This window comes from Catenulispora acidiphila DSM 44928 (assembly GCF_000024025.1).
In the GTDB taxonomy this organism is placed as follows: Bacteria; Actinomycetota; Actinomycetes; order Streptomycetales; family Catenulisporaceae; genus Catenulispora; species Catenulispora acidiphila.
Genome location: NC_013131.1, coordinates 3,122,509 through 3,144,870 on the forward strand (window position 1 = coordinate 3,122,509; position 22,362 = coordinate 3,144,870).

Here is a 22,362-nt window from a genome sequence, read left to right on the forward strand (position 1 = left end):
CAAATATAATCAAGTTGTTATTCGTGCAAGCTCCTCCCAATCAGGCATCCGGGCCGGTCAGGATCTTTTCACCACAGCCGAACCCGTCCGGCTGCCCGGCACCTCCGCGGCCTGCCCCGTGGCCGGACGCCGCCGGAGCCGCCGCGCGGCGGCCAGGTCGACGGACGCGGCGGCCAGGGCGACCGTGACAAGCGCCGCGGCGCCGTACAGACTTCGGGACGCGGCGCCGCTGTAGTCGTGACGCAGGACCTTCAGATGCCCGAAGAACATCGTGGCGGCCATGGCGGTGCCCACCGACATGCCGATGCGCTGCCCGGTCTGCACCATCGCGGCCGCGGTCCCGCTGCTGGCCGGCGGCACGAACTGGAGCGCCAGCGTCTGGTTCGGGCCGATGACCAGGCCGCTGCCGAGCCCGGCCACCAGCAGCGGGAGGAACAACCGCGCCCAGACCGCGCCGCCGGTGTCGTGCTGGATGATCACGGCCGCCGGGATCAGGCCGGCCAGGACGGCCACCAGGCCGGCCACCACGAGCACCCGTCCGATGCGGTAGACGGCCCGCCCGCTGACGGCCGCGCTGATCGCCGATCCCACCGCGAACGGCATGCTCGTCGCGCCGGCCGCCAGCGCCGAATAGGCGCGCCCCTGTTGCAGGTACAGGGACAAGATGAACAGCACACCGGGATACCCGGCGAAGTAGGCCAGCCCGACCAGGCTGCTCGCGCCGAACGACGGCGTTCGCAGCAGACTGAGATTGACCAGCGGGTCCAGACCGCGCCCCTTCCACCAGCGTTCCCAGAACACGAAGGCGACCAGCAGCACCGCCGCCAGGCCCAGCAGCCACCAGTGCACCGCCGCGCCGCCCTGCTCCTGCTCGATGAGCGGCAGCATGATCGAGGTGATGCCGCCGCCGAGCAGCGCCACGCCGACCAGGTCCATCCCCCGGCCGCGCCGCCGGGGCGGGATCTTGGGCACCAGCAGCACGCCGAGCACCAGGCCGACCACGCCGATCGGCAGGTTGATCAGGAACATCCAGCGCCAGCCGCCGGCCTCGATGAGCAGCCCGCCGGCCAGCGGGCCGATCGCCGTGGCCACGGCGACGGTGCCGCCGTACAGGCCGAAGGCCTTGCCGCGCTCGCTGCCCCGGAACAGCTGCTGGATCATCGCGATGATCTGCGGGTTCAGCAGGCCGCCGGCCACCCCCTGGAGCAGGCGGGCGACGACGAGCCACTGGGCGGTGGGCGAGAGCGCGCACATCAGGCTGACCCCGGTGAACAGGAAGAGCCCGAGCAGGAACACGCGTTTGCGGCCGAGGGCGTCGCCGAGCTTCCCGGAGGGCACCAGGACCAGGCCGAACGTCAGGGTGTAGCCGGCGCGCACCCAGGAGACGTCCGCCGGGGAGGCGCGCAGCCCGGCCTCCATCTGCGGGAGGCCGACGTTCACGATGCTGACGTCGAGCAGGGTCATGAAGCCGGCGACCAGGCACACGGTCAGGGCGCGCCAACGGTTCGGATCTGCGGGCCCGTCATCGGGCGGCGCGGCGCGTTCGTAGCTCTGCGTCATGATTTACACTGTAAACGCTCTCGCTTACGTTGTAAATCCGCGATAACGTTGTACACATGAGCACCGAGAACGTCGACGAGACAGCGGCCACCCGCTCGATCTGGGAGCGGATGGCCCTGTCCCCGCCGGTCCACCGCCCGGTGCTGACCCACGCCCTGATCGCCGAGGCGGCGCTGCGGATCGCCGACGCCGACGGCCTCGAGGCGGTGTCGATGCGAAGGCTCGCCACCGAGCTCGGGGTGTCGTCGATGACCTGCTACCGCTACGTCTCAGGCAAGGACGACGTCATAGAGCTGATGCTCGACACGGTCCGCGGCGGCATGCTCCTCGATGAGGACGAACTCGCCGAACCGGGCGAACCCGGCGAGTCGGCCGGGCGGGCTGAGCCTGCCGGCTCCAGCCACTGGCGGCGCGTCCTGCGGGCCTCGGCGATGCGCTTCCGCGGCGTCATCCTGATGCACCCTTGGATGACCGACCTGCCCGGCCGCATCCTGTTCGCCCCGACCCCGGCCTTCCTCGCCGTCGCCGAACAGAACCTCGCCGCCTTCGACGGCCTCGGCCTGACCGCGGCCCAGATCACCGACATCACCGGCGCGGTCACCGCCTACACCCGCGCCGGCACCCACGACGAGGTCACCCGCGAACGGCTGCGCGCCCCCGAGGGCTGGACCTCACCGCGGGACGCCAAGGACGCGAACACCGACCGCCTGGCCTGGCTGCTCGCGAACGGCGACTACCCCCGCTACGAGCGCTCCCTGCACGAGGGCGCCCCCCGCCACGACGAGCAGGCCCGCTTCGAATTCGGCCTCGACTGCCTCCTCGACGGCATCGCAGCGCGCCTCTCGCGCTGAGCCGGCGCCGGGCGACCGCGAGGTGTGAACCCCGGCGTCAGAACCGTTCGAGTTCGAGTTCGATCTCGTGCTCGTTGCCGATCACGGTTCTTCCATCTGCTCTCCCTGGGGCGCGGTGGCGATTCTCAAGGCCATGGCGTTACGGGCTGCCGCCCTGCCCCGCGATTGCCGGACCGCGGGGCGGATGTTACCGGTAACATTCAGTGTCGGACCGGTGCCGTCGACGATGGGCTCCGGATGTGTCTTGGCGGTAGACGCTGCATCACACTTCGAGCTCTGTCAAGGTTCCGGATGCGAGAGCCTCTACGCACCTCTGGGCTTCGCATCGGGGGAGTGCCTGCGTGGCTTGCGCACGCTGTGAAAGTTCCCATCGAGCCCCCCGGCCTCTCGATCCGCTGACGGGGATGCCAGACCTGCACCGTCGGCCAGGATCGCCGTGGATCTACCCGGCTGGCATGATCAGCCCGCTGGACATCGTTATCGGAATGGGCTAGAAGACATCCCATGTGTCGGCCGTGATGCCGGTCCCGCTGACACGACGTCAAAGGCGTTCATGAGGGTTCTCATGGTCGCTCGGCGATAGCGACGGATCGCCATTGTCCATGCGGCGTCGGCTTTCTCGCGGCGCTGTCGAAATCCGGTAGTCGACAGCTCTTCTCGGCTCGGGCCAGAGCATCACGCAGTCGGATTCCTCGCCAGCGGCGCGCCCTCCGTACCGGCGTTCGTCTGCACCAGTCCCTGAAAGCGAAGAAGGTACTCCGTGAAACTCAGCCACTATCGGTCCTGGCTGTCGGTCGGCGCCGCGGCCACGATCGTGGCCGCGGCGGGAGCCGTCAGCATGACGGCCGCGCCCACGGCTCAAGCCGCCGGCGGATGCCAGGTGGACTACAGCGTGTCCAGCCAGTGGCAGGGCGGCTTCGGGGCGAACGTCAGCATCACCAACCTCGGCGTCCCCACCACGGGATGGACCCTGACTTGGACATTCAGCGCCGGTCAGACCATCACGCAGCTGTGGAACGGCACTGACACCCAAACCGGCGGCGACGTCGCCGTGACGAACGCGCCCTACAACGGCGCCATCCCCACCGGCGGAAGCACCAGCTTCGGCTTCAACGGCTCGTGGTCCACGAGCAATCCGGCGCCGGTCAGCTTCGCGCTCAACGGGACCACCTGTATCGGTTCCGGTCCCTCGGGAACGCCGACCACCACGCCGTCGTCACCGCCCACCACCACGCCGTCGTCACCGCCGAGTTCCACCCCCTCATCGACTTCATCGACACCGTCCACGCCGCCGAGTTCCTCCTCGACCAGGCTGCCCTGCGACATCTACGCCGCCGGCGGCACCCCCTGCGTCGCGGCGCACAGCACGGTTCGAGCTCTGTACTCCGCCTACGGGGGAGCCCTGTACCAGGTACGGCGCTCCTCCGACAACGCCACCAAGGACATCAGCGTCCTAACACCCGGCGGATACGCGAATGCCGCGACTCAGGACTCGTTCTGTGCCGGAACCTCGTGTGTGATCACCGTCGTCTACGACCAGTCCGGCCATGGAAACAGCGTGGCCTACCAAGGGCCGGGCGGTGCGGGAGGCAGCGACACCCCGGCGAGCGCCACACGCGAATCGCTGACGGCAGCCGGGCACAAGGTGTACGACCTCTACATCAACCCGGGTAACAGCTACTGGCACAACGGGGCGTCCTCCGGCATGCCTGTCGGCAGCCAGCCGCAGGGCGCGTACATGGTGACCAGCGGCCTGCACGTCAACAGCGGCTGCTGTTTCGACTACGGCAACAGCGAGACGGACCGCCGAGCCGACGGCGCGGGCGCGATGGACGCCATCAACTTCAGCACGAGTTGCTGGTTCGGCGGATGCACCGGCAGCGGCCCGTGGGTTCAAGCCGACCTCGAATACGGCCTGTTCCCCGGTGGCAGCTCCTCCTGGAACCCGAACCAGCGCGCGTTCGCCGACAAGTACGTCACCGCGATGTTGAAGAACAACGGCTCCACGCAAATGGCGCTCAAGGGCGGTAGCGCACAGACGGGCAGCTTGACCACGCTCTGGAGCGGCGCCCTGCCGCGCGGATACAACCCGATGAAGCAGCAGGGCGCGATCATCCTCGGCAGCGGCGGTGACTGCTGTGCGAGCAACACCAACCTGAGTCTCGGCACCTTCTACGAGGGCGCGATCGTCGCGGGGTACCCGTCGGACGCCACCGACAGCGCGGTTCAGGCCAGCATCGTCGCGGCCGGATACCAGTAGCCCCGCGGGCGACGGGCTCTCGGACCAGGGCCGGTCGCAGTCCACGTTCACCATGGCCGCGCTGAATCGGCCGCTCACAAGTGTTAGCGCTAACAAAGGAGACACGATGAACAGATCCCGATCGCGTGCCGTGCTCGCCGTCGGTGCGTCCGCCGCGCTCGTCGGCGCGGGCGTCGCGCTGTCGAACATGACGGCGCACGCAGCCGGCGCCGGTTGTTCGGTCGCGTACTCGATCACCTCGCAGTGGGGCGGCGGGTTCGGAGCGAACGTCAGCGTGACCAACCTCGGCGACCCGGTGTCCAGCTGGACCGTGGGCTGGTCGTTCGGCGCCGGCCAGCAGGTGTCGCAGGCCTGGAACGCGACCGTGACCCAGAGCGGAGCACAGGTCAGCGCGGCCAGCATGTCCTACAACGGGGTGCTGGCCAGTGGCGGCTCCACCAGCTTCGGGTTCAACGGCACCTGGAACAACAGCAGCAATCCGATCCCGACCGCGTTCACCATGAACGGCGTGGCGTGCACCGGGGGCGTGAGCAGCTCCAGTTCCCCGTCCACGTCCCCGTCGACGTCCCCGTCCAGCTCGACGTCCGTGCCGCCGCCGAGCCAGGAGCCCTGCGACATCTACGCCGCGGCGAACACCCCGTGCGTCGCCGCGCACTCCACGACGCGCGCGCTCTACGGTTCCTACACCGGGAACCTGTACCAAGTACGCCGGTCCTCGGACAACGCCACGGCGAACATCGGTGTCCTGAGCGCCGGCGGACCGGCCAACGCGGCGGCGCAGGACTCGTTCTGCGCCAACACGTCCTGCGTCATCACGGTCATCTACGACCAGTCCGGCCGGGGGAACAACCTCACCCAGGCGCCCGCGGGCGGCGCGGCCGGCGGTCCGGACAACCTGGCGAACGCCACATCCGCGCCGACGACGCTGAACGGCCACAAGGCCTACGGGGTGTACGTCGCGACCGGTACCGGATACCGGGACAACGCCACCCACGGCATCGCCACCGGGGACGCCTCCGAGGGCGAGTACGCCATCTTCGACGGCACGCACTACAACGGCGGCTGCTGCTTCGACTACGGCAACGCCGAGACCGACAGCCGCGATGACGGCAACGGCACCATGGAGGCCATCTACTTCGGCAACATCCGGGTCTGGGGCTACGGCTCCGGGAACGGGCCGTGGATCATGGCCGACCTGGAGAACGGCCTGTTCTCCGGAGTCAACCAGCACCTGAACTCCAACGACCCGACGATCAACTACCGGTACACCACCGCCATGATCGAGGGCGGCCAGAACCAGTGGGCCATCCTCGGCGGCAACGCCCAGTCCGGGAACCTGTCCACCTTCTACAGCGGCCCGCGCCCGAACGTGTCGGGCTACAACCCGATGCGCAAGCAGGGTGCGATCATCCTCGGCACCGGCGGCGACAACAGCAAGGGGTCCGACGGCACCTTCTACGAAGGCGTCATGACCACCGGCTACCCCTCGGCCGCCACCGAGAACGCCATCCAGGCGAACATCACCGCGGCTGGATACGGCCGCTAGGGCCCGCATCCGTGCGTCGCGCGCGCCGGTCACCGCCGCGCGCGACGCACCACGCCCCGTTGCACCTGTCCGCCGCAGGCAGCTTCCTCCGACGCACGCATCGCTGAAACCGACGCCCTGCCCGGCTGTCAAGCACTGGTGGGAGCTTCGGCGGGGCGCCGGAACGCGCCGTACCACTCGAGGAGCGCGATCTCCCTGGCCACAGTCTCGTCCTGCTCCGGGTCGCCGGTCAGCACCTGGTTCGCCAGGGCCTGGAACCCGCCTCAGACGGTCACTCGTGCGGCCGTTGCCACGTCCACGTCCGGCGTGGTGCACCGAACAGGACGCCAGCCTCCCGCTGGACCTCCAGCACAAGATGTCAGCCCACACCAAGCAGGTCCGCCGCATCGCGAGCAGCCACTCCCCGTTCCTCTCCCGCCCCGCCGAACTCGCGGCCCTGCTCGACGACATCGTCGACCACTGACACACCGCACTGCACTGCACCGCACCGCACACCCCTCGGGCCGAACCGCCGCAATCGACAGTCCGGCCCGGACTCATCACCGGCGACGGACTGATTGCGGCAGTCGTCAGCGAGCCGGGTGCGCTTCAGTCACCCGAACGGACTACTGACCCCAAAACCACATACCCCAGCTGACCTGCGGACAGAGCCCTTCGAACGGCGGAGGAAACTCATGCTCGGGACACCCGGCCCGCCTGTGGCCGTCCAGGTCGGCGCGGCGTATCGCCGGCGTGCTCCGGCCCGCTTTGTCGGATGGTAGTCATTTTTCCCGACTATTGTCGAGATCACGGCATTCGGCGTGCCGCCGTACACGACCGCAAACGCTGCTGCGCCCGTGGAGGCCGGGCCCGACCTGACGTCCGACCGAGGAGCATGACCGTGGGTGTCATCGACACAGTCCTCAACCCGATCATCTGGGCCGTCAGCTTCGTGATGGTCCTGTGGCACCGGGTCTTCGGCGCGATCTTCGGCGAGGGTTCCTCGGTCTCGTGGGTCCTGTCGATCCTCTTCCTGACGATCACGATCCGCGCGGCGATGATTCCGCTGTTCCGCAAGCAGATCAAGTCGATGCAGCACATGCAGCGCCTCCAGCCGCAGCTCCAAGCTCTGCAGAAGAAGTACAAGCTCGACAAACAGAAGCTTCAGCAGGAGACGATGAAGCTCTACAAGGACAACGGGACCAGCCCGTTCGCCTCCTGTATACCGATCTTGGTGCAGCTGCCGTTCTTCACCGCGCTGTACCGCGTGCTCAGCCACGCGGCGAGCGGCCGGGCCGTCGGCGCGCTCAGCCAGGCCGACGCCACCAACATCCAGCACTCGACGTTCTTCGGTGCGCCGATCCCGCTGCGGTTCTTCACCACGCAGACCTACTTGAACACCGCGGCGAACGGCCAGTTCGCGCACACGTCGCTGGTGAACCTGCGCATCGTCGCCCTCGTCATGGTCGTGCTCTACGCGGCCTCGCAGTTCCTGACCCAGCGCATGATGCTGACCAAGAACACGAACCTCGACAACTCCGTGCCGAACCCGATGATGCAGAGCCAGAAGATCATGCTCTACGTCATGCCGGTCGGCATGCTGTTCTTCGGCCTGAGCGTGCAGATCGGCGTCGTGCTGTACCTGATGACCACGAACGTGTGGACGATCGGCCAACAGTTCTACACACTGCGGAACAGCCCGGTACCGGGCAGCCAGGCCGAGAAGGAGATGATCGCCCGGCGGAAGGCGAAAGAGGCCAAGAAGGCCCTCGCCGCCGCGGGAAACGGTCCGGTCTCCAACACCAACACCGTGTCGACGGCCGACGGCAAGGCGCACGACGACGCCCCGGTCTCGCGCCAGCGGGCCCAGCCGGTCCGCAGCACTCGTCGCAAACGGAAGAGATGAGGCGAACGCACGCGATGAAAATACCGGCGAGCTGCTAGCGAGTGTTGTCACGCTGGAACCGGTCAGCAGTGAGCCGCTCCGCGTCACCCAGCCAGGTTTCGAGGCATCCATGACCGTCCCGACCCGGATCGCCGCCGTCCCGGAGCTCGAAGAGCGCTTCGTGCGCCGGAGCCTGTGGGTGCTCGGTTGCTGGGTGATGCTTCTGTACGTCCTCTGGGAGGCCTGGGAGCTCTACGCACCGTGGCGTACGCAGGCGTTCCTGCGCGCGGCCGGGTTCCGCGGGGTGAGTTTCGACGCAGCCCAGGAGTCCACGCAGCGCAACGCGTCGTCGGCTCCGCTGCTGGTCGCGGTCGCGGTGTTCGCCGTCTGCGGAGCCGTCACGGTCGCCACCGCCCGAAATATCCGCGTCACCGCCGCACGGGATGTGCGGCGCGTGACCGCGGCGATGATCGTGGTCATGACCCTGGCCGTCGCCGGACCCGCGGTGAACCAGGTCCGCACGGCAGCCGACATGGGCCACCGGCTGAGCACGCTGCCGCACGTCACCCAATCGTCGGTCGACGACGTCGCGCGCCATGCCGGCGTCAGCGTCACGGTGCTGGGGAACGTGGACTACAACCTCGCGGGGCAACGCGTTCACCTGCCCGGACCAGTACTGGTGCTCGGCCGCGCCGGCTCGCACACCACCGGGACGGTCTACGGCGTCGACGCCGTCACCGGCAAAGCCTTCACCGTCTCGCCGGATCAAAAGATCACGTATAGCGACGGGCCACGCTGAGCGCGCCCGCCCGATGCCCGATGCCCGACGCCCGAGGCCCGGATCGTCTATCAGGGTCGCTCTAGAGGACCTGGTGTACGCGCGGAAGCAGCCACCGCGGTTCGTGAAACGGCGATGTCCCCGGCCGATCGTGCTGCCGGGGACATCGCTCGGGGCGCCGCAGGTCGTGAGCCCGGTTCATCCGGGACCGACGTGCGCACAGTGGTCACTTCTTGGGTTCGGCCTTCGCAGCCTTCGCCAGTCGGGTCTGGCGCTCCGCCTCAGCCTTGTGGCGGGCGGCGGCGATCTGCAGGCGGGCGGTCAGAACTTCGGCGTTCATCGTTGACTCCTTGGGGATCCATCGGATCTGATCTCGTTACACCTATGATTCTAAGGCATCGAAGGATGACTCTCGACCAATTAAAGGTGAACGCTGACACAGGCGGATGGATTTGAAAGTTCAGACAGCGGCCGGGCGGGGAAACGGCGCCTCCTGCCGCCGCCCGTGTGAGTCGGCGCCGCGCGCCGTGTGAGCGATGCCGGTGCGGGTAACCCTCGCCTCATGGATACCGAGATCACCGTGCAGGTCGACGGGGTTCCACGCCGGTTGACCGTCGACACGCGCTCGACGCTGCTCGATGTCCTGCGTGAACGGCTGGCGGTGACGAGCGTCAAGAAGGGCTGCGACCACGGGCAGTGTGGCGCGTGCACGGTGTTGTCCGGCGGACGGCGCGTGCTGAGCTGCCTGGTGCTCGCGGTCACCCAGGACGGAGCTCAGGTCGTCACCGCCGAAGGGCTCGCGTCCTTGGCGGCTGCCGATGACGGGCAGCTCGGCGACGATCTGCATCCGATGCAGCGGGCCTTCATCGACTGCGACGCGTTCCAGTGCGGCTACTGCACCCCGGGACAGGTCGTCTCCGCGGTCGGGATGCTCGACGAATTCGCGCGGGGCTGGCCGAGCGCCGTCACCGGCGGCACGGGAGCACCGCGCCTGGACCACGCCGAGGTGGCCGAGCGAATGAGCGGCAACCTGTGCCGCTGCGGAGCCTATGTCAACATCGTGTCCGCCGTTCACCAAGCCGCCGAGGCGTCCTCCGCCCAGCGGACGGCCGGGACGGAGTCGGCCGGATGAAGCCGTTCGACTACCGCAGCCCGGCCGACGCGGCGGAGGCCGTGCGCAGCGTCGCCGGCGACCCGACCGCGGTGTTCCTCGGCGGCGGCACGAACCTGGTGGACCACCTCAAACTGGGCGTCGTCGAACCCGGACACGTCGTCGGGGTCGCCGATCTGCTGTCGGCCGAGATCGAGGAGCTCGGCGAGGGCGGCCTCAGGATCGGCGCGGGCGTCAGCAACAGCGAACTCGCGGCGGACCCGCGGGTCCGCGAGCGGTTCCCCATGCTGTCCCAGGCGCTGCTGTCAGGTGCGTCGGCACAGCTGCGCAACATGGCGACCGTCGGCGGCAACCCGCTGCAACGGACCCGCTGCGTCTACTTCCAAGACGTCACGACACCGTGCAACAAACGAGAACCGGGCTCAGGCTGCTCCGCGCTCGGCGGGTGGACCCGCAACCACGCCATCCTCGGCGCGTCCGAGCACTGCATCGCGGTCCACCCGTCCGACATGGCCGTGGCGATGGCCGCGCTGAAGGCGCGGGTGCGGGTGCTCGGTCCGGACGGCGATCGCACGATCGCCTTCGTCGACCTGCACCGGCTGCCCGGCGACACCCCGGAGCGCGACACGGTGCTCGAGCACGGTGAGCTGATCACCGCCATCGACCTGCCCGCGCAGCCGATCGCCCGCCGATCGGCGTACCGCAAGGTCCGCGACCGTGCCTCGTACGCGTTCGCTCTGGTCAGCGTGGCGGCGGCACTCGATGTCGCGGACGGCGTCGTAGTGGACGCGCGTATCGCGTTCGGCGGTGTGGCGCATGCGCCGTGGCGCGCGTACCGGGCGGAGGAGGCGCTGCGGGGTTCGGCCGCAGCGGAGAGCAGCTACCGGGCCGCCGCGGACGCCGAACTCGCCGACGCCCGGCCGGCCGAGGGGTTGGACGGCGGCAACGCGTTCAAGATCCCGCTGCTGCGCCGCACCCTGACCGCCGTCCTGCGTGACCTGGCCCGAGAGGACCGCTGATGACGTTCTTGAGCGAGACGGACGCTATCGGCCGGGATCTACCCCGCCGGGACGGGTCCGCCAAGGTCATGGGCACCGCCACCTACGCCTACGAAACGCCGCTGGACGACGCTGTCTACCTGCACCTCATCCAGGCCACGATCGCCCGGGGACGCGTCACGGAGTGGGACACCGCCGCCGCCGAAGCGCTCGACGGCGTGGTGGCGGTGCTCACCCCGAGAAACGCGGAGCGCCTTGCCTCCACCGAAGACAGGGAACTGGCAGTTCTGCAGGACGAGGAAATCCACTTCAGAGGCCAGGTGATCGCCGCGGTCGTCGCCGACAGCTCCGAGGTGGCGCGGCAGGCCGCCGCTGTCGTCCGCGTCGGCTACGCACAGGTCGCGCACGATGCCGAACTGCGGGCCGACGACGACAACCTGTACGCGCCCGAGAAGGTGAACGCGGGCTTTCCCACCGACACCGCCGAGGGCGACGTCGAAGCCGCCATGGCGGCTGCGGAGGTGACTGTCGAGGAGACATACACGACCGCGATGTATCACAACAACCCGATGGAGCCGCACGCTACGGCGGCCCTGTGGGATCCGGCGGGCGAGGGGTTCCTCACTCTGTGGGATTCCACGCAGGGCGTCCATCCGACGCGTTCCAAGGTGGCGTCGGTGTTCGGGCTCGACAAGGCGCAGATCAGGGTCGTGTGTCCCTATGTCGGGGGCGGGTTCGGGTCCAAGGGGCAGCCGCACGTCAATGTGGTGCTCGCCGCCCTTGCCGCACGCGCGGTCCCCGGCCGGCCGGTGCGGCTGGCCTTGACCCGTCAGCAGATGTTCTCCCTGGTCGGTTACCGCACCCCGACCATCCAGCGATGCAGACTCGGCGCGGACCGCGGCGGCACGCTCAGCGCCGTCGCGATCGACGTCGTCGAACAGACGTCACGGATCAAGGAGTTCGCCGAGCAGACCGGCGTGCCCGCCCGGATGATGTACGCCTCGCCGAACCGGCGGACCACCCACCGGCTGGCCGCTCTCGACGTCCCGGTGCCGTCCTGGATGCGCGCCCCCGGCGAGTGCCCCGGCATGTTCGGTCCCGAGGTGGCGATGGACGAGTTGGCCGAGCGCCTCGGCATGGACCCGGTCGACCTGCGGATCCGTAACGAGCCCGACGTCGAGCCCGGCTCGGGCAAGCCGTTCTCCAGCCGCGATCTGGTCGGGTGTCTGCGCGAGGGCGCGGCGCGGTTCGGCTGGTCGACGCGCGACCCGCGGCCCGGTGTGCGCCGCCAAGGCGACTGGCTCGTCGGTACCGGCGTCGCGGCCTCCACCTACCCGGTCAGCCGCATGTCCGAATCGACGGCCACCATCCGCCGCGAAGGCGACCGCTACATCACCGAGATCGGCGCGGCCGACCTCGGCACCGGTACCTGGACCACGCTGCCGCAGATCGCCGCCGACGCCCTCGGCGTGCCGGTGGCCCACGTGGACGTGCGGATCGGCGACACCGACTACCCGATGGCGTCGGTGGCAGGAGGATCCTCGGGCATGACGACGTGGGGCTCGGCCGTCGTCGAGGCCGCGCGCGCCTTCCGGGAGAAGTACGGGACCGAGCCGCCCGACGGAGCCGAGGCGTCCGGCAGCGTCGGCCCGCCGGACGACCGCTACGCGATGCACGCCTTCGGGGCGCAGTTCGCCGAGGCGCACGTCCACGCGGACACCGGCGAGGTACGGGTGCGGCACCTGCTGGGAGTGTTCGCTGCGGGCCGGATCATCAACCCGCGCACGGCGCGATCGCAGTTCATCGGCGGGATGACGATGGGACTGTCCATGGCGCTGCACGAAAGCAGCGTGCTCGACCCCCGTACGGGCCACGTCGTGAACCACGACTTCGCCGAGTACCACATCACCGCCAACGCCGATGTCGCCAAGATCGAGGCGCACTGGCTCCCCGAGCACGACACCCACGTCAACGCCATGGGCTCCAAGGGCATCGGGGAGATCGGCATCGTCGGTACAGCCGCCGCCGTGTCGAACGCGGTGTGGCACGCCTGCGGTGTGCGAGTACGGGACCTGCCGATCACGCTCGACAAGGTGCTGTACGCGCTGGAGGAGCGGCCCGAGGCGTGACTCCCGAACGCGCGCATCCCACCCGCGTTCACCACGGGTGGGATGCGCGCGTTTCGACGCGTCAGCGGGGGTTGAAGTCCTGGTTGGTTCCGGGTGCGTTCTTGCACGGCCATTGGTCGAGTTGCTGGCCGGTGGTGCTTCCGTTGCCGTAGACGTCCAGGCACAGTCCGCTGTTCTGGTTCTTGAACTGCCAGGAGCCGTCGGACTGCTGCTGGGGCAGCCACAGGCTTGCCGCAGCGCCGTTGACCGGCTGCTGGACGATGTCTGGGGTGCCTTGGGCGGTGGAGCTGTTGGCGACGGTCACGTCTTGCCCGGAGTTCTGGGCTTGGAGTTCACCGTAGCCGTTGGCGATCGGGAGGAACTGGAACTGCTGGTTGCTCTGGCTGTTGCAGGTGTACTGGTCGATGGCCGCACCGGCGGTGCTGGTGTTGCCGAACACGTCCAGGCACAGGCTGCTCTTCGCCACGACCAGGCTGTGATAACCACCCGGGAATCCGGTGGTGCCACCACTGATCGTCCAGGTGAACGACGCCGCCCCGGACGCGCCGGTGGAGTCGGTCGCCGTGACGGTGACGGTGAAGGTCCCGGACGCGCTCGGCGTCCCGCTGATCAGACCGGACGAGGAGATCGACAGCCCGGTGGGAAGACCACCGGCCGTGTACGTCAGCGTCTGGCCCGCCGAATCAGTGCCCTGAATCTGTAGACCGCTGATCGCCGTACCGACTGTCCCGGACTGGCTGCCCGGATTCGTCACCGACACCACGTTCCCGCTGCCGCCGCCGACCGTCCAGGTGAACGACGCCGCTCCGGACGCGCCGGTGGAGTCGGTCGCCGTGACGGTGACGGTGAAGGTCCCGGACGCGCTCGGCGTCCCGCTGACCAGACCCGAAGAGCTGATCGACAGCCCAGGCGGCAAGCCGGCGGCGCTGTAGGACAGCGTCTGGCCCGAGGCGGAGTCAGTCGCGTGGATCTGCAGGGCACTGATCGCCGTGCCCACGGTGCCGGACTGGCTGCCGGGGCTGGTGACGGTCACCGTGTTGCCGGCGGGCAGGGTGTTGCCGCCCAGGCCGATGCTCACGCTGCCCAACTGCCGGAACCCGCGCGCCGCGGTTCCGGTCACCTGGGCGAACGGCAGCGAGGTCGTCGGGGTGGCCGGCTGCTCGACCAGGTAGCTCTGGCCGGCGGTGACCGGGACGCTCAGCGTCGCGGCATTGGTGGCCGCGACCACGACGGCGCCGGTCGAGCCGTTGACCACCTGCGCCTGCTGGCCGGACCAGGGATTGCGCACACTCATGGTCCCGCTCGACCCGGCCTCGATCGCGGCGGTGGCCAGCACGCCGCCCTCGACCTGGACGTCGACCTTCGAGCCGCCCTGGATGTACACGCGGCCCGAACCGTCCCAGCCCGAAGGCCACGCCGGAGCGAAGCGCACCGTGCCGTCGTAGTCGGTCGCGAACGCCTCGTCCAGCGTCGCGGCGACGTTCGAGATCTGCTCGATGTAGGGCTCGTCCACCGAACCCGGGTTCCACGCGGCGAGACCGGAGGGGTAGACCTGGTAGCTCTTGGTGCTGGCCACCAGGTCGTTGGCCACCTCGGAGGACATGTCCAGGCGCGCGGCCTGGATCGAGTCGTAGGTCCAGTCCGGGTTGTTGACGTTCTGCCGGTGCTGGTAGGTGCGGTCCGCCAGTGCGGTCAGGTTGTCGCCGTTGACGACCGTGTTGTCGCTGATCACGCCGAAGGGCCACACCGGTTCCAGGCCGAGGTTCTCCACGTTGTGCGTCGCCGCGGTCGGCTGGTAGGAGGTGCCGATCACGTCCGTGCCCGAGGAGTCCGCGGACGGGCCGAGCAACTGGCTGTGGCTGTTCTCGTCAGTCCGCGCGTAGGGCTGAATGTGCGTCAGCGCGCCACGCAGCTGGGAGACCAGCGAGGAGTCCGTGTTCAGCCGCGTCGCGGCGTTCACCGTGGCGGTGAACAGCGCCTGGTCGGCGGCGATGTCGGTGGTCGGGTCCTGCACCTGCCACTGCGTCTCGTGCGCGTTCGCGACCGCGTGCAGGTAGCCGTCCGAGCCGACCGACTGCCAGGCGAGCAGGAACGTCGAGGTCTGCTGCAGCAGCGGATAGTACTTCTGCAGGAAGTTGACATCCCCCGTGTCCTGGTACTGCTGCCACACCCACAGCGCGATCTCCGCGCCGCTGGTGATCGTCTCGGCGTTGAAGCCAGGGCTGGAGGCCACCGCGCACGAGGCGTCGTTGGTGATGCTGCCGCCCCAGTAATAGCCGTTGCCGTTGAACCGCATCGTCTCCGGCACACACGCGCCCGGCTTGCCGTTCATCTGCGCGCCGGTCCACGACTGGATCGCCGGCAGGTCGTTGAGATACATGTCGAAGATCGGAATGTTCTGCGCGAACTCGCCGGAGTCCAGGTTCGCCTGGATCTGGCCGCGCAGGTTCCACAACCAGTACCCGGCCGGATACCAGGCCTGGTGGTCCTGGTTGAAGTTGAACAGGTCGGCCAGGCCCGCCTGGCTGCCCGGATACTGGCCCGAGTGCATGGTCCCGGCCTCGAAGTACAGGTACAGCGTGTGCAGATTCTCCATGTACTGCGCGGTGCCGTCCGAGGAGTTCGCCTCGATCAGGCCGCTGTTGGCCCAGTAGGTGTTCCACCACGCGGACTGCGTCGCCAGCAGCGAGGCCTCGCTCGCGCCGGTGTCGCTGCCGATCAGGGAGGACGCGGTGCTGTTCGCGTTGCCGCCGGCCCATGACGGCGAGGCGACGATCACGCGGTACGTGCCGTCGCTGTTCGGGTTGAACGAGACCAGCGCCTGCGTCGAGCCGGACGTCGAGGCGGTCACGTTGGAGCCGCCGGCGGTGATCGCGGCCATCGCGCCGAAGGTCTTGCCCGAGTATCCGGTCTGGGAATTGTCCACCCAGGTCTGCGCCAGGCTGGCGATGGACCCGGACGCCGACGCGGTCGGCCCGCGACCGCTCCACAGGTTCACGCTCGCTGTCTGCCGCGTCCCCGGATTCGCACCGGTCACGTCGACGACCAGTTCGTCCTTGCCCGCCGGCACCCACGCGGTCAGGCTCATCCCGCCGCCAGACTCGTGCAGCACCCCGTTGTACACGTCGAGGTAGCCCACGAAGTTCGACGCCGAGGTCATCGCCGACAGGCCGGGGATGTCGACCTGCCCCGGCGAGAGCCGGTTCGGCATCGTGTCGCTGCGGTTGAGCTGCGCGGTGAATCCGTTCGCCGCCCACTCGGCCACACCCAGCGAGCCGTTGCCCAGCGGCAGGAACTGCGTCGCCGCGGTGTTCGCCTTACCGATCACCACATTGGACCGTGAGACGATCCCGCTCACGTTCTGTGCGAAGGAACCATTCTGCCAAGCGGTGGTCGTGGTCGCCGCGAGCGCGGGCGTCCCAGAACCGATCGCCACCACCAGAGGCGGGGCGAGAGAAAATACGGCCGCCGCGGCGATAAACCGCGACAACCTATGGCGAGCGGACACGAGTCCTCCCTCGGTGCGTCACTTGTCATGGTGATGCGGCACGACCACGGACACACCGATGGGTGTTGTACCGCAGTTGTCACGCCGCGTCCAGGCATGGCGGCACATCGATCGCTGCGGCGAATCATGGGATGTCTATCCGCTGGTAGAAGGTCGGCTCCGCCGGAGCGGTGTGAAAGTTTCCTGATTCAGCGTCGTCTTCGGCGGCGCCGTGGTGCGTCGAAACTCGGTGAAGTACGCAGATGGCAGCCTCTTCGTCCACTGGTCGCGCAGGATTCTGGTTCGGGGAGGAAGCCGATTGCCCCTTGAGATTCCTCAGCAGCCTTGGCAACATCACCAGACGATGCGGCACAACCCCGGACAAGGACATCCCATCACTAGCTGCCGAACGCAGTAGCAAGATTCTGTGAAACTTCCGACAGTGGAGCCAAAAACGCGGCGCGCGGCACTGGATAGCGCGCCGTCCGGCATCAGATTCCGAACAGGGCGAATCGATTCGACCCGGCTGGGGGACCGGTGGCACGTCAAAGCGTGCCCGTGCGGATCTCCGGACGGATTCCGTTGACGGCTCAAGAAGGCAGGAAGCCCATGCGATCAGACATGACGCCCGAGCCTGAGGGCACCGTGGCGAAGGCCGGCTGGGCGCGATCCCAGCCGAGGCCGGCGACGAGGGCCGTGATGGCGGTGGCGGCGGTGCTGGCGCTCCTCGCGGGGTTGCTCGCGATCGGGCAGGCCTCGGCCCGATCCGCGCCGTCCGCCGCGTCGCCGGCCACCACCCAGCGCGGCCCGGACCCGACCGTCGGCATGATCGAGGCCACGCGCGGACCGTTCGCCACGGCGCAGGTCGCGATGCCCACCGGGCACGGTTTCGGCGGCGGGATGATCTACTACCCGACCGACACCAGCCAGGGCACGTGGGGCGTGTTGGCGATCGTGCCGGGTTACTCGGCGCTGTTCGCCGACGAAGAGGCCTGGATGGGCCCGTGGCTGTCGTCCTTCGGCTTCGTCGTGGTCGGGGTCGAGACCAACACCCGCACCGACAGCGACTCCCAGCGCGCCGCCGACCTGTTGGCGGCACTGGACTACCTGACGACCCAGAGCCCGGTGCGCACCCAGGTCGATCCGGCCCGGATGGCGGTGCTGGGCCACTCCGCCGGCGGCGCCGGAGCCATCGAAGCCGCCGAACAGCGCCCCTCTCTCAGGGCCCTGATCGGCCTGGCGCCCGGATTCCCCGGCCAGGGACTGAGCATGGCCGCCGACACCGTCCCGGCACTGATCATCGGCGGCCAGAACGACGGGACCGTCACGCCGTCCTACCTCTCCAGCCTGTACGGCACACTGCCGGCCTCGACACAGAGCGCCTTCGCCCAGATCGCCGGCGCCGACCACGTCTACTACACGCACCCGAACAACGTCGAGATGAAGCTGATCATCCCGTGGCTGAAGGTCTTCGTGGACAGCGACACCCGCTACACGCAGTTCCTGTGCCCCTCGCTCCCCGACCCGAGCACGATCTCGGCCTACCAACCGAAGTGCCCGTACATCCCGCCGGGCGGCTCGTCATCGCCGAGCTCGTCCTCCTCGTCGAGCTCCGCGCCCCCGCCGAACTCCGCGCCGCTGCACGCGGTGGGCGCCGCCAAGTGTCTCGACGTGCCGAACTCCAGCACCACCGCCGGCACGCAGCTGCAGATCTACACCTGCTCCAACGGCGCCAACCAGCTGATCACCCACACCGGCTCGAACCAGCTCACCGTCTACTCCAGCACCATGTGCCTGGACGCCAACAACAAGGGAACCACCAACGGCACCAAGGTGATCATCTGGCCCTGCAACGGCCAGTCGAACCAGCAGTGGAACCTGAACCCCAACGGCACCATCACCAGCGCCGCATCAGGACTCTGTCTCGACGTGACCGGAGCCTCCACGGCCAACGGCGCACTGGTCCAGCTGTGGACCTGCAACGGCGGATCCAACCAACAATGGCACCTCGGATGACGCACCGCGCGACCACCGGAGACCACTGCGACGTTCGAACTGGTTCCCACAGCTCCGCAGCGCACTGAACAACGTGCCACCGGCCGCCGGTGGAACGCCGCCGGCGCCGTCGTTGGCCCGGTGTACCCTGCGAGCGCAAATCCTGCGTCACAGCGTTCGCCCCACGCCACCTTCAATCGGACCAAAGATGCCATGTCCTGTTTCGGACAGTGTTGCGGCATTCCTTGTGGCCGGGACGAGCCACGAATAAGCTCGAGCCCTGATAGCGGATTGACGGTCAGCGGCGCCACCGGACGTTCGTTCCGCCAGCGGCCGGCTAGCAGGGTCACCGTTCCTGCGGCCGGTTCGCCCTATTCTCCTTCTCGGCAAAGGACCGCAGATGCGTATCAGACCCACTGCGCGCGCGTTCACCCTTGGTGCGTGCGTACTCCTCCCGCTGGCGGCAGCTCCCGTCAGCATGGCCGCCACGTCCCAGTCGGCTCTGACGCCGCACGCCTCAGTTCGCACCGTGTACTACGAGGCCAGTCGTGCCGGCACGTGGAAGACTGACGTGGCTACAGCCACGGCGGTGTGGAACAGCAGCGTCAACGACGTCAAGTTCGTCCAGGCCACCAGCGCGCACCCGGCCACCGTGCACCTGGTCGCCACCAGCGGGTGGCCGCAGACCATGACGAGCCGCCCCGGTTCGGGCACCGTTGATCTCGGCCAGGAGGCCGTGTCCGAGGGCTACTCCCCACCGCGGATCGCAGCGCACGAACTCGGCCACATCCTCGGCCTTCCCGACAACTACAACGGCGACTGCGCGGCCCTGATGTCCGGCCACAGCGCCGGCACCGCATGCACGAACGACCACCCGGACGCCTCGGAAATCGCCTCCGTGGAGTCGATCTTCTCTGGCGGATTCGGGCCCTACTCGGTGGTGCACGTGTACCGTGACGAGGCCACCACGCCCTCCGCCCTCGTCCGCCACTGACGCCGCATCACCCACGCTCACCCGCCGCGCGGCGCGGCACACCAGGGCCGGAAGCATCGGTGGCGATGGTGCCACCTCATGGGAGGCGACCCGCCGATGCTTCCAGCTCTGACGCCACCGACATCACTGACATCACTGACATCACCGACGTCACCAGCTGCGGCGCTGCTCCCAAGACATGGCAAAGGCCTCAATCCGATCCCTCAGATTGAGCCCAGGATGCCGACGGCGCCACGCATCCCCACGTGCGGTGGTAGTGGCACCGTGTCCGGATCCGGCCGCCAGTCGGTGACCGGCACCAGGCCGGGGTCGACCAGGTCGAAGCCTGCGAAGAACGACTCGACATCGGCGGGTCGCCGGATGAACAGGTCGGAGGCGGATTTGTTGTACTCGTCGGTGAAGCGCGCCAGTTCGTCGAGCTGGTCCGGGTTGTAGGTGGCGTGGCTGATCGCGATCATGCTGCCCGGCGCCAGGGCGGAGCGCAGGGTCGCCACGATCTCCGCGGGGCGGTCGTCATCACTGATGAAGTGCAGTATCGCGAACAGCAGCAGCCCCACCGGCTGGGAGAAGTCGATGGCCGCGCGCACTTCCGGAGACTCCAGGATCGTCTGGGGATCGCGCAGGTCGCCCAGGTGGATCGTGGTGCGGCCGAGTCCTTCGGCGGCCATCAGGGCACGCGCATGGACCAGGACCATGGGGTCGTTGTCGACGTAGGCCACGGTGGCCTCCGGGGCGACGGCCTGGGCGATCTGATGCGTGTTGCCCGCGGTGGGAATGCCGGTGCCGATGTCGAGGAACTGGCGGATACCGGACTCGGCGGCGAAGCGGACGGCGCGCGCCAGGAACGCCCGGTTGGCCCGCATGACCTCCCGCAGTTCCGGGCGCACCAGGATGAGCTGCTCGGCCACCTCGCGGTCGGCGGCGAAGTTGTCCTTGCCGCCGATCAAGTAGTCGTAGATCCGTGCCGGATGCGCCTGGGAGCTGTCGATCCCCGGCGCGATCCACTCCGGGGCGAGCTCGTTTCCCCACGGCTGCCCGCCAGGCTGCGGTGTCATGCCCGCATGCTAATGCATCCGGTATCGCAGAGTCCCGAATCGGCGACGATCCGTCGACGGCACAAGGGCGGTCAGGCTCGAGTCGTTCGGCGGTCCGGCTTGAGCCTGCCCGCCGAGTTCGGGACCGACTACGCCGGAGTCGGCGTGTTCGCAGTGCAGCTGGCGCGAATCGCGGGTGCGCGAGTCCTCGGGACCGGCTCGCCGTCGACGGCGGAGCATCGGCGAAGCCTCCTCGGCAGGATCCGCGACCGCGATGCGGGCACCGTCACCGCGGCGCTGGACCTGCACGGGGCGGACACGGTGCAGGAAGCCCCGCTGTCACACCGGTTCTGAGTCCGCCGTCGAACGCCGCGGCGATGCCCAGCGCTTCGATGTCGCGGGCCAGGCCTTCGTTGTCCGCCGGCGAGACGTGGTGGGTGTCCGCCTCGACGATCAGCTGGAGGCTGCCGCCGTTGTCCTCGAGGTGCAGGAACAGTGGCTCGTAAGGGTTCTGCTTCTTCTGCGTCCACCGGAAGGTCGTGGCATCGCGGAGTTTCTCGGCGAGTTCTGGGGTCGGCGGCGCTGAGGACTCGGCGCGCGCGCTCCGCCGCCGGTCGTTGAAGAAGGCCCATGCGTACGGCGACCAGGGTTCGGTGTCAGGGCTCTGATTCGCGGCGATCCGCTCGACGAGGGCGTGTTCGCCGTCGGGGTCGAAGTAGGTGTTCTTGTTCGCGGCGATGAAGCTGCGGCGCGCTTGCCGGATCACGTCGTCGACGGTCCGGTCGGCGACGTCGAACACGCACATCCCGCTCTGCACGAGGTTGAGGACCGCGTTCGCCAGCCCGGGACGGAAGCGATTGCTCACGAGCGGCCGGATCACCGCGGGCCGCAGCAGACCCCGGCGGCTCACCGCGATCGCGAACAGGGCCATCAGGATCGACGACGAATCAGCCCCCGTACGTTCGCTGATCGCCGGGAGCACCGCCGCCAGTGCCTGTGAGTCCAGCTGTCCGGTCCAGTGACGCGGCTCGCGCGGGTCCTCGGACGTCGGCAGCCGTCGCGGCGCCACCGACCGCAGGGTCCTTTCCAGGTGGTGGAGGGCAAGGGTGCTCTGGCGCTGACCGGCGGGGGAATGCTGCCACCTCGCCAGCTCAAGACCCTGTATCCCCGCCACCGGCTCCGAGACCCGCTCTTGCGTCTCGCGTGAGAGAACCGCCATCCCCGCGCCGTCGGTCACCAGGTGACAGGTGATGACGACCAGGAATGCCGGCGCGCCGAGGTGGCGCACCACGCCCATCCGCAGCGGCCATTCGTTCACGAAGTCTCGCGGGGTGCCGAGATATCCGGCTTCGACCGCGGCGGCCACGGCGGCCGGGTCCTCTCCGGTGGCGGCGTCGTAGACCTCGAGCATGATCTCGCCGGACTCCGACAGCTCCTGGGTCGGCCGGCCGCCGGTATCGAAGCGCAACCGGGTCCGCAACGACTGGAAGCGGCCCATCATGAAGCTGAGTTCGTCAGCGACACCCTCGACCGTCGTGCCAGGCGGCAGCGGGATACGCCCGCCCATACTCAGCCAGCCCTGGCGCAGCATCGCGAGCCAGATGCTGCGTTGACCCCAGCTCAGCGCACCATGGCCGGACCCCTCGCCGGAGAAGGCCACGGGTACGTGCTCAGCTGGAACGGGCAACGTCTCGGGCCTCGCAAGGGGCGCCGTGCCGGAAACGGCCGCGGCCGTTTCCGCCGGCCCTATCGAAC

At 68.7% G+C, this 22,362-nt stretch carries 14 protein-coding genes and 4 pseudogenes; 13 read left to right on the forward strand and 5 right to left on the reverse strand.

Going from position 1 to position 22,362, the window contains the following annotated elements:
• Positions 1-57 precede the first annotated feature (57 nt).
• A complete protein-coding gene (locus CACI_RS13585; RefSeq protein ID WP_012786934.1) occupies positions 58-1,560 on the reverse strand; it encodes an MFS transporter in 1,503 nt (500 codons plus the stop codon).
• A gap of 56 nt (positions 1,561-1,616) precedes the next feature.
• Here CACI_RS13585 and CACI_RS13590 point away from each other — a divergent pair, with 56 nt between their 5' ends.
• From CACI_RS13590 to CACI_RS13630, 10 genes and pseudogenes are all read left to right on the forward strand, one after another.
• Entirely contained in the window at positions 1,617-2,411 is a 795-nt protein-coding gene (locus CACI_RS13590; protein WP_012786935.1) for a TetR/AcrR family transcriptional regulator, read from the forward strand.
• 760 nt (positions 2,412-3,171) lie between these two features.
• Positions 3,172-4,671, forward strand: a complete 1,500-nt coding sequence (locus CACI_RS13595; RefSeq protein WP_012786936.1) for an arabinofuranosidase catalytic domain-containing protein — start codon at positions 3,172-3,174, stop codon at positions 4,669-4,671.
• Positions 4,672-4,858: 187 nt separating this feature from the next.
• Positions 4,859-5,176, forward strand: a pseudogene (locus CACI_RS54170) (cellulose binding domain-containing protein); the annotation flags it as partial.
• 81 nt (positions 5,177-5,257) lie between these two features.
• Positions 5,258-6,208: pseudogene (locus CACI_RS13600) on the forward strand (arabinofuranosidase catalytic domain-containing protein); the annotation flags it as partial.
• Between the two features lie 295 nt (positions 6,209-6,503).
• Positions 6,504-6,680 (forward strand): hypothetical protein, encoded by a 177-nt coding sequence (locus tag CACI_RS51120; protein WP_190276754.1) that lies wholly within the window; start codon positions 6,504-6,506, stop codon positions 6,678-6,680.
• Positions 6,681-7,091: 411 nt separating this feature from the next.
• Positions 7,092-8,102, forward strand: coding sequence for a membrane protein insertase YidC (gene yidC, locus CACI_RS13610; RefSeq protein WP_049871570.1), 1,011 nt, complete (start codon positions 7,092-7,094; stop codon positions 8,100-8,102).
• A gap of 109 nt (positions 8,103-8,211) precedes the next feature.
• Positions 8,212-8,880 (forward strand): hypothetical protein, encoded by a 669-nt coding sequence (locus CACI_RS13615; protein ID WP_012786939.1) that lies wholly within the window; start codon positions 8,212-8,214, stop codon positions 8,878-8,880.
• A gap of 541 nt (positions 8,881-9,421) precedes the next feature.
• Positions 9,422-9,991 (forward strand): (2Fe-2S)-binding protein, encoded by a 570-nt coding sequence (locus CACI_RS13620; protein ID WP_012786941.1) that lies wholly within the window; start codon positions 9,422-9,424, stop codon positions 9,989-9,991.
• A complete protein-coding gene (locus CACI_RS13625; protein ID WP_012786942.1) occupies positions 9,988-10,989 on the forward strand; it encodes an FAD binding domain-containing protein in 1,002 nt (333 codons plus the stop codon). The genes CACI_RS13620 and CACI_RS13625 overlap by 4 nt, the downstream gene beginning before the upstream one ends.
• Positions 10,989-13,097, forward strand: a complete 2,109-nt coding sequence (locus CACI_RS13630) for a xanthine dehydrogenase family protein molybdopterin-binding subunit (protein ID WP_012786943.1) — start codon at positions 10,989-10,991, stop codon at positions 13,095-13,097. Before CACI_RS13625 ends, CACI_RS13630 begins: the two co-directional genes overlap by 1 nt.
• Before the next feature lie 61 nt (positions 13,098-13,158).
• Here CACI_RS13630 and CACI_RS54650 read toward each other — a convergent pair whose 3' ends face one another.
• Positions 13,159-14,700 (reverse strand): putative Ig domain-containing protein, encoded by a 1,542-nt coding sequence (locus tag CACI_RS54650; protein ID WP_143765786.1) that lies wholly within the window; start codon positions 14,698-14,700, stop codon positions 13,159-13,161.
• Positions 14,701-15,030: 330 nt separating this feature from the next.
• A pseudogene (locus tag CACI_RS54655) lies at positions 15,031-16,308 on the reverse strand (hypothetical protein); the annotation flags it as partial.
• An 885-nt stretch (positions 16,309-17,193) separates the two neighbouring features.
• Between CACI_RS54655 and CACI_RS13640 the strand changes: the two are divergent.
• Together CACI_RS13640 and CACI_RS13645 are read left to right on the forward strand one after the other, a co-directional pair.
• Positions 17,194-18,600, forward strand: a complete 1,407-nt coding sequence (locus CACI_RS13640) for a poly(ethylene terephthalate) hydrolase family protein (protein WP_012786945.1) — start codon at positions 17,194-17,196, stop codon at positions 18,598-18,600.
• A 379-nt stretch (positions 18,601-18,979) separates the two neighbouring features.
• Positions 18,980-19,573, forward strand: a complete 594-nt coding sequence (locus CACI_RS13645) for a snapalysin family zinc-dependent metalloprotease (RefSeq protein ID WP_012786946.1) — start codon at positions 18,980-18,982, stop codon at positions 19,571-19,573.
• A 203-nt stretch (positions 19,574-19,776) separates the two neighbouring features.
• Here CACI_RS13645 and CACI_RS13650 read toward each other — a convergent pair whose 3' ends face one another.
• A complete protein-coding gene (locus tag CACI_RS13650; RefSeq protein ID WP_012786947.1) occupies positions 19,777-20,628 on the reverse strand; it encodes an SAM-dependent methyltransferase in 852 nt (283 codons plus the stop codon).
• 135 nt (positions 20,629-20,763) lie between these two features.
• Here CACI_RS13650 and CACI_RS54175 point away from each other — a divergent pair.
• Positions 20,764-20,940: pseudogene (locus tag CACI_RS54175) on the forward strand (NADP-dependent oxidoreductase); the annotation flags it as partial.
• Here the strand turns inward: CACI_RS54175 and CACI_RS13660 are convergent.
• The gene (locus tag CACI_RS13660; protein ID WP_190276755.1) at positions 20,894-22,294 is read right to left on the reverse strand and encodes a condensation domain-containing protein; all 1,401 of its coding nucleotides are present in this window, start codon (positions 22,292-22,294) and stop codon (positions 20,894-20,896) included. The pseudogene CACI_RS54175 and the gene CACI_RS13660 sit on opposite strands and share 47 nt — an antisense overlap.
• Positions 22,295-22,362 lie beyond the last annotated feature (68 nt).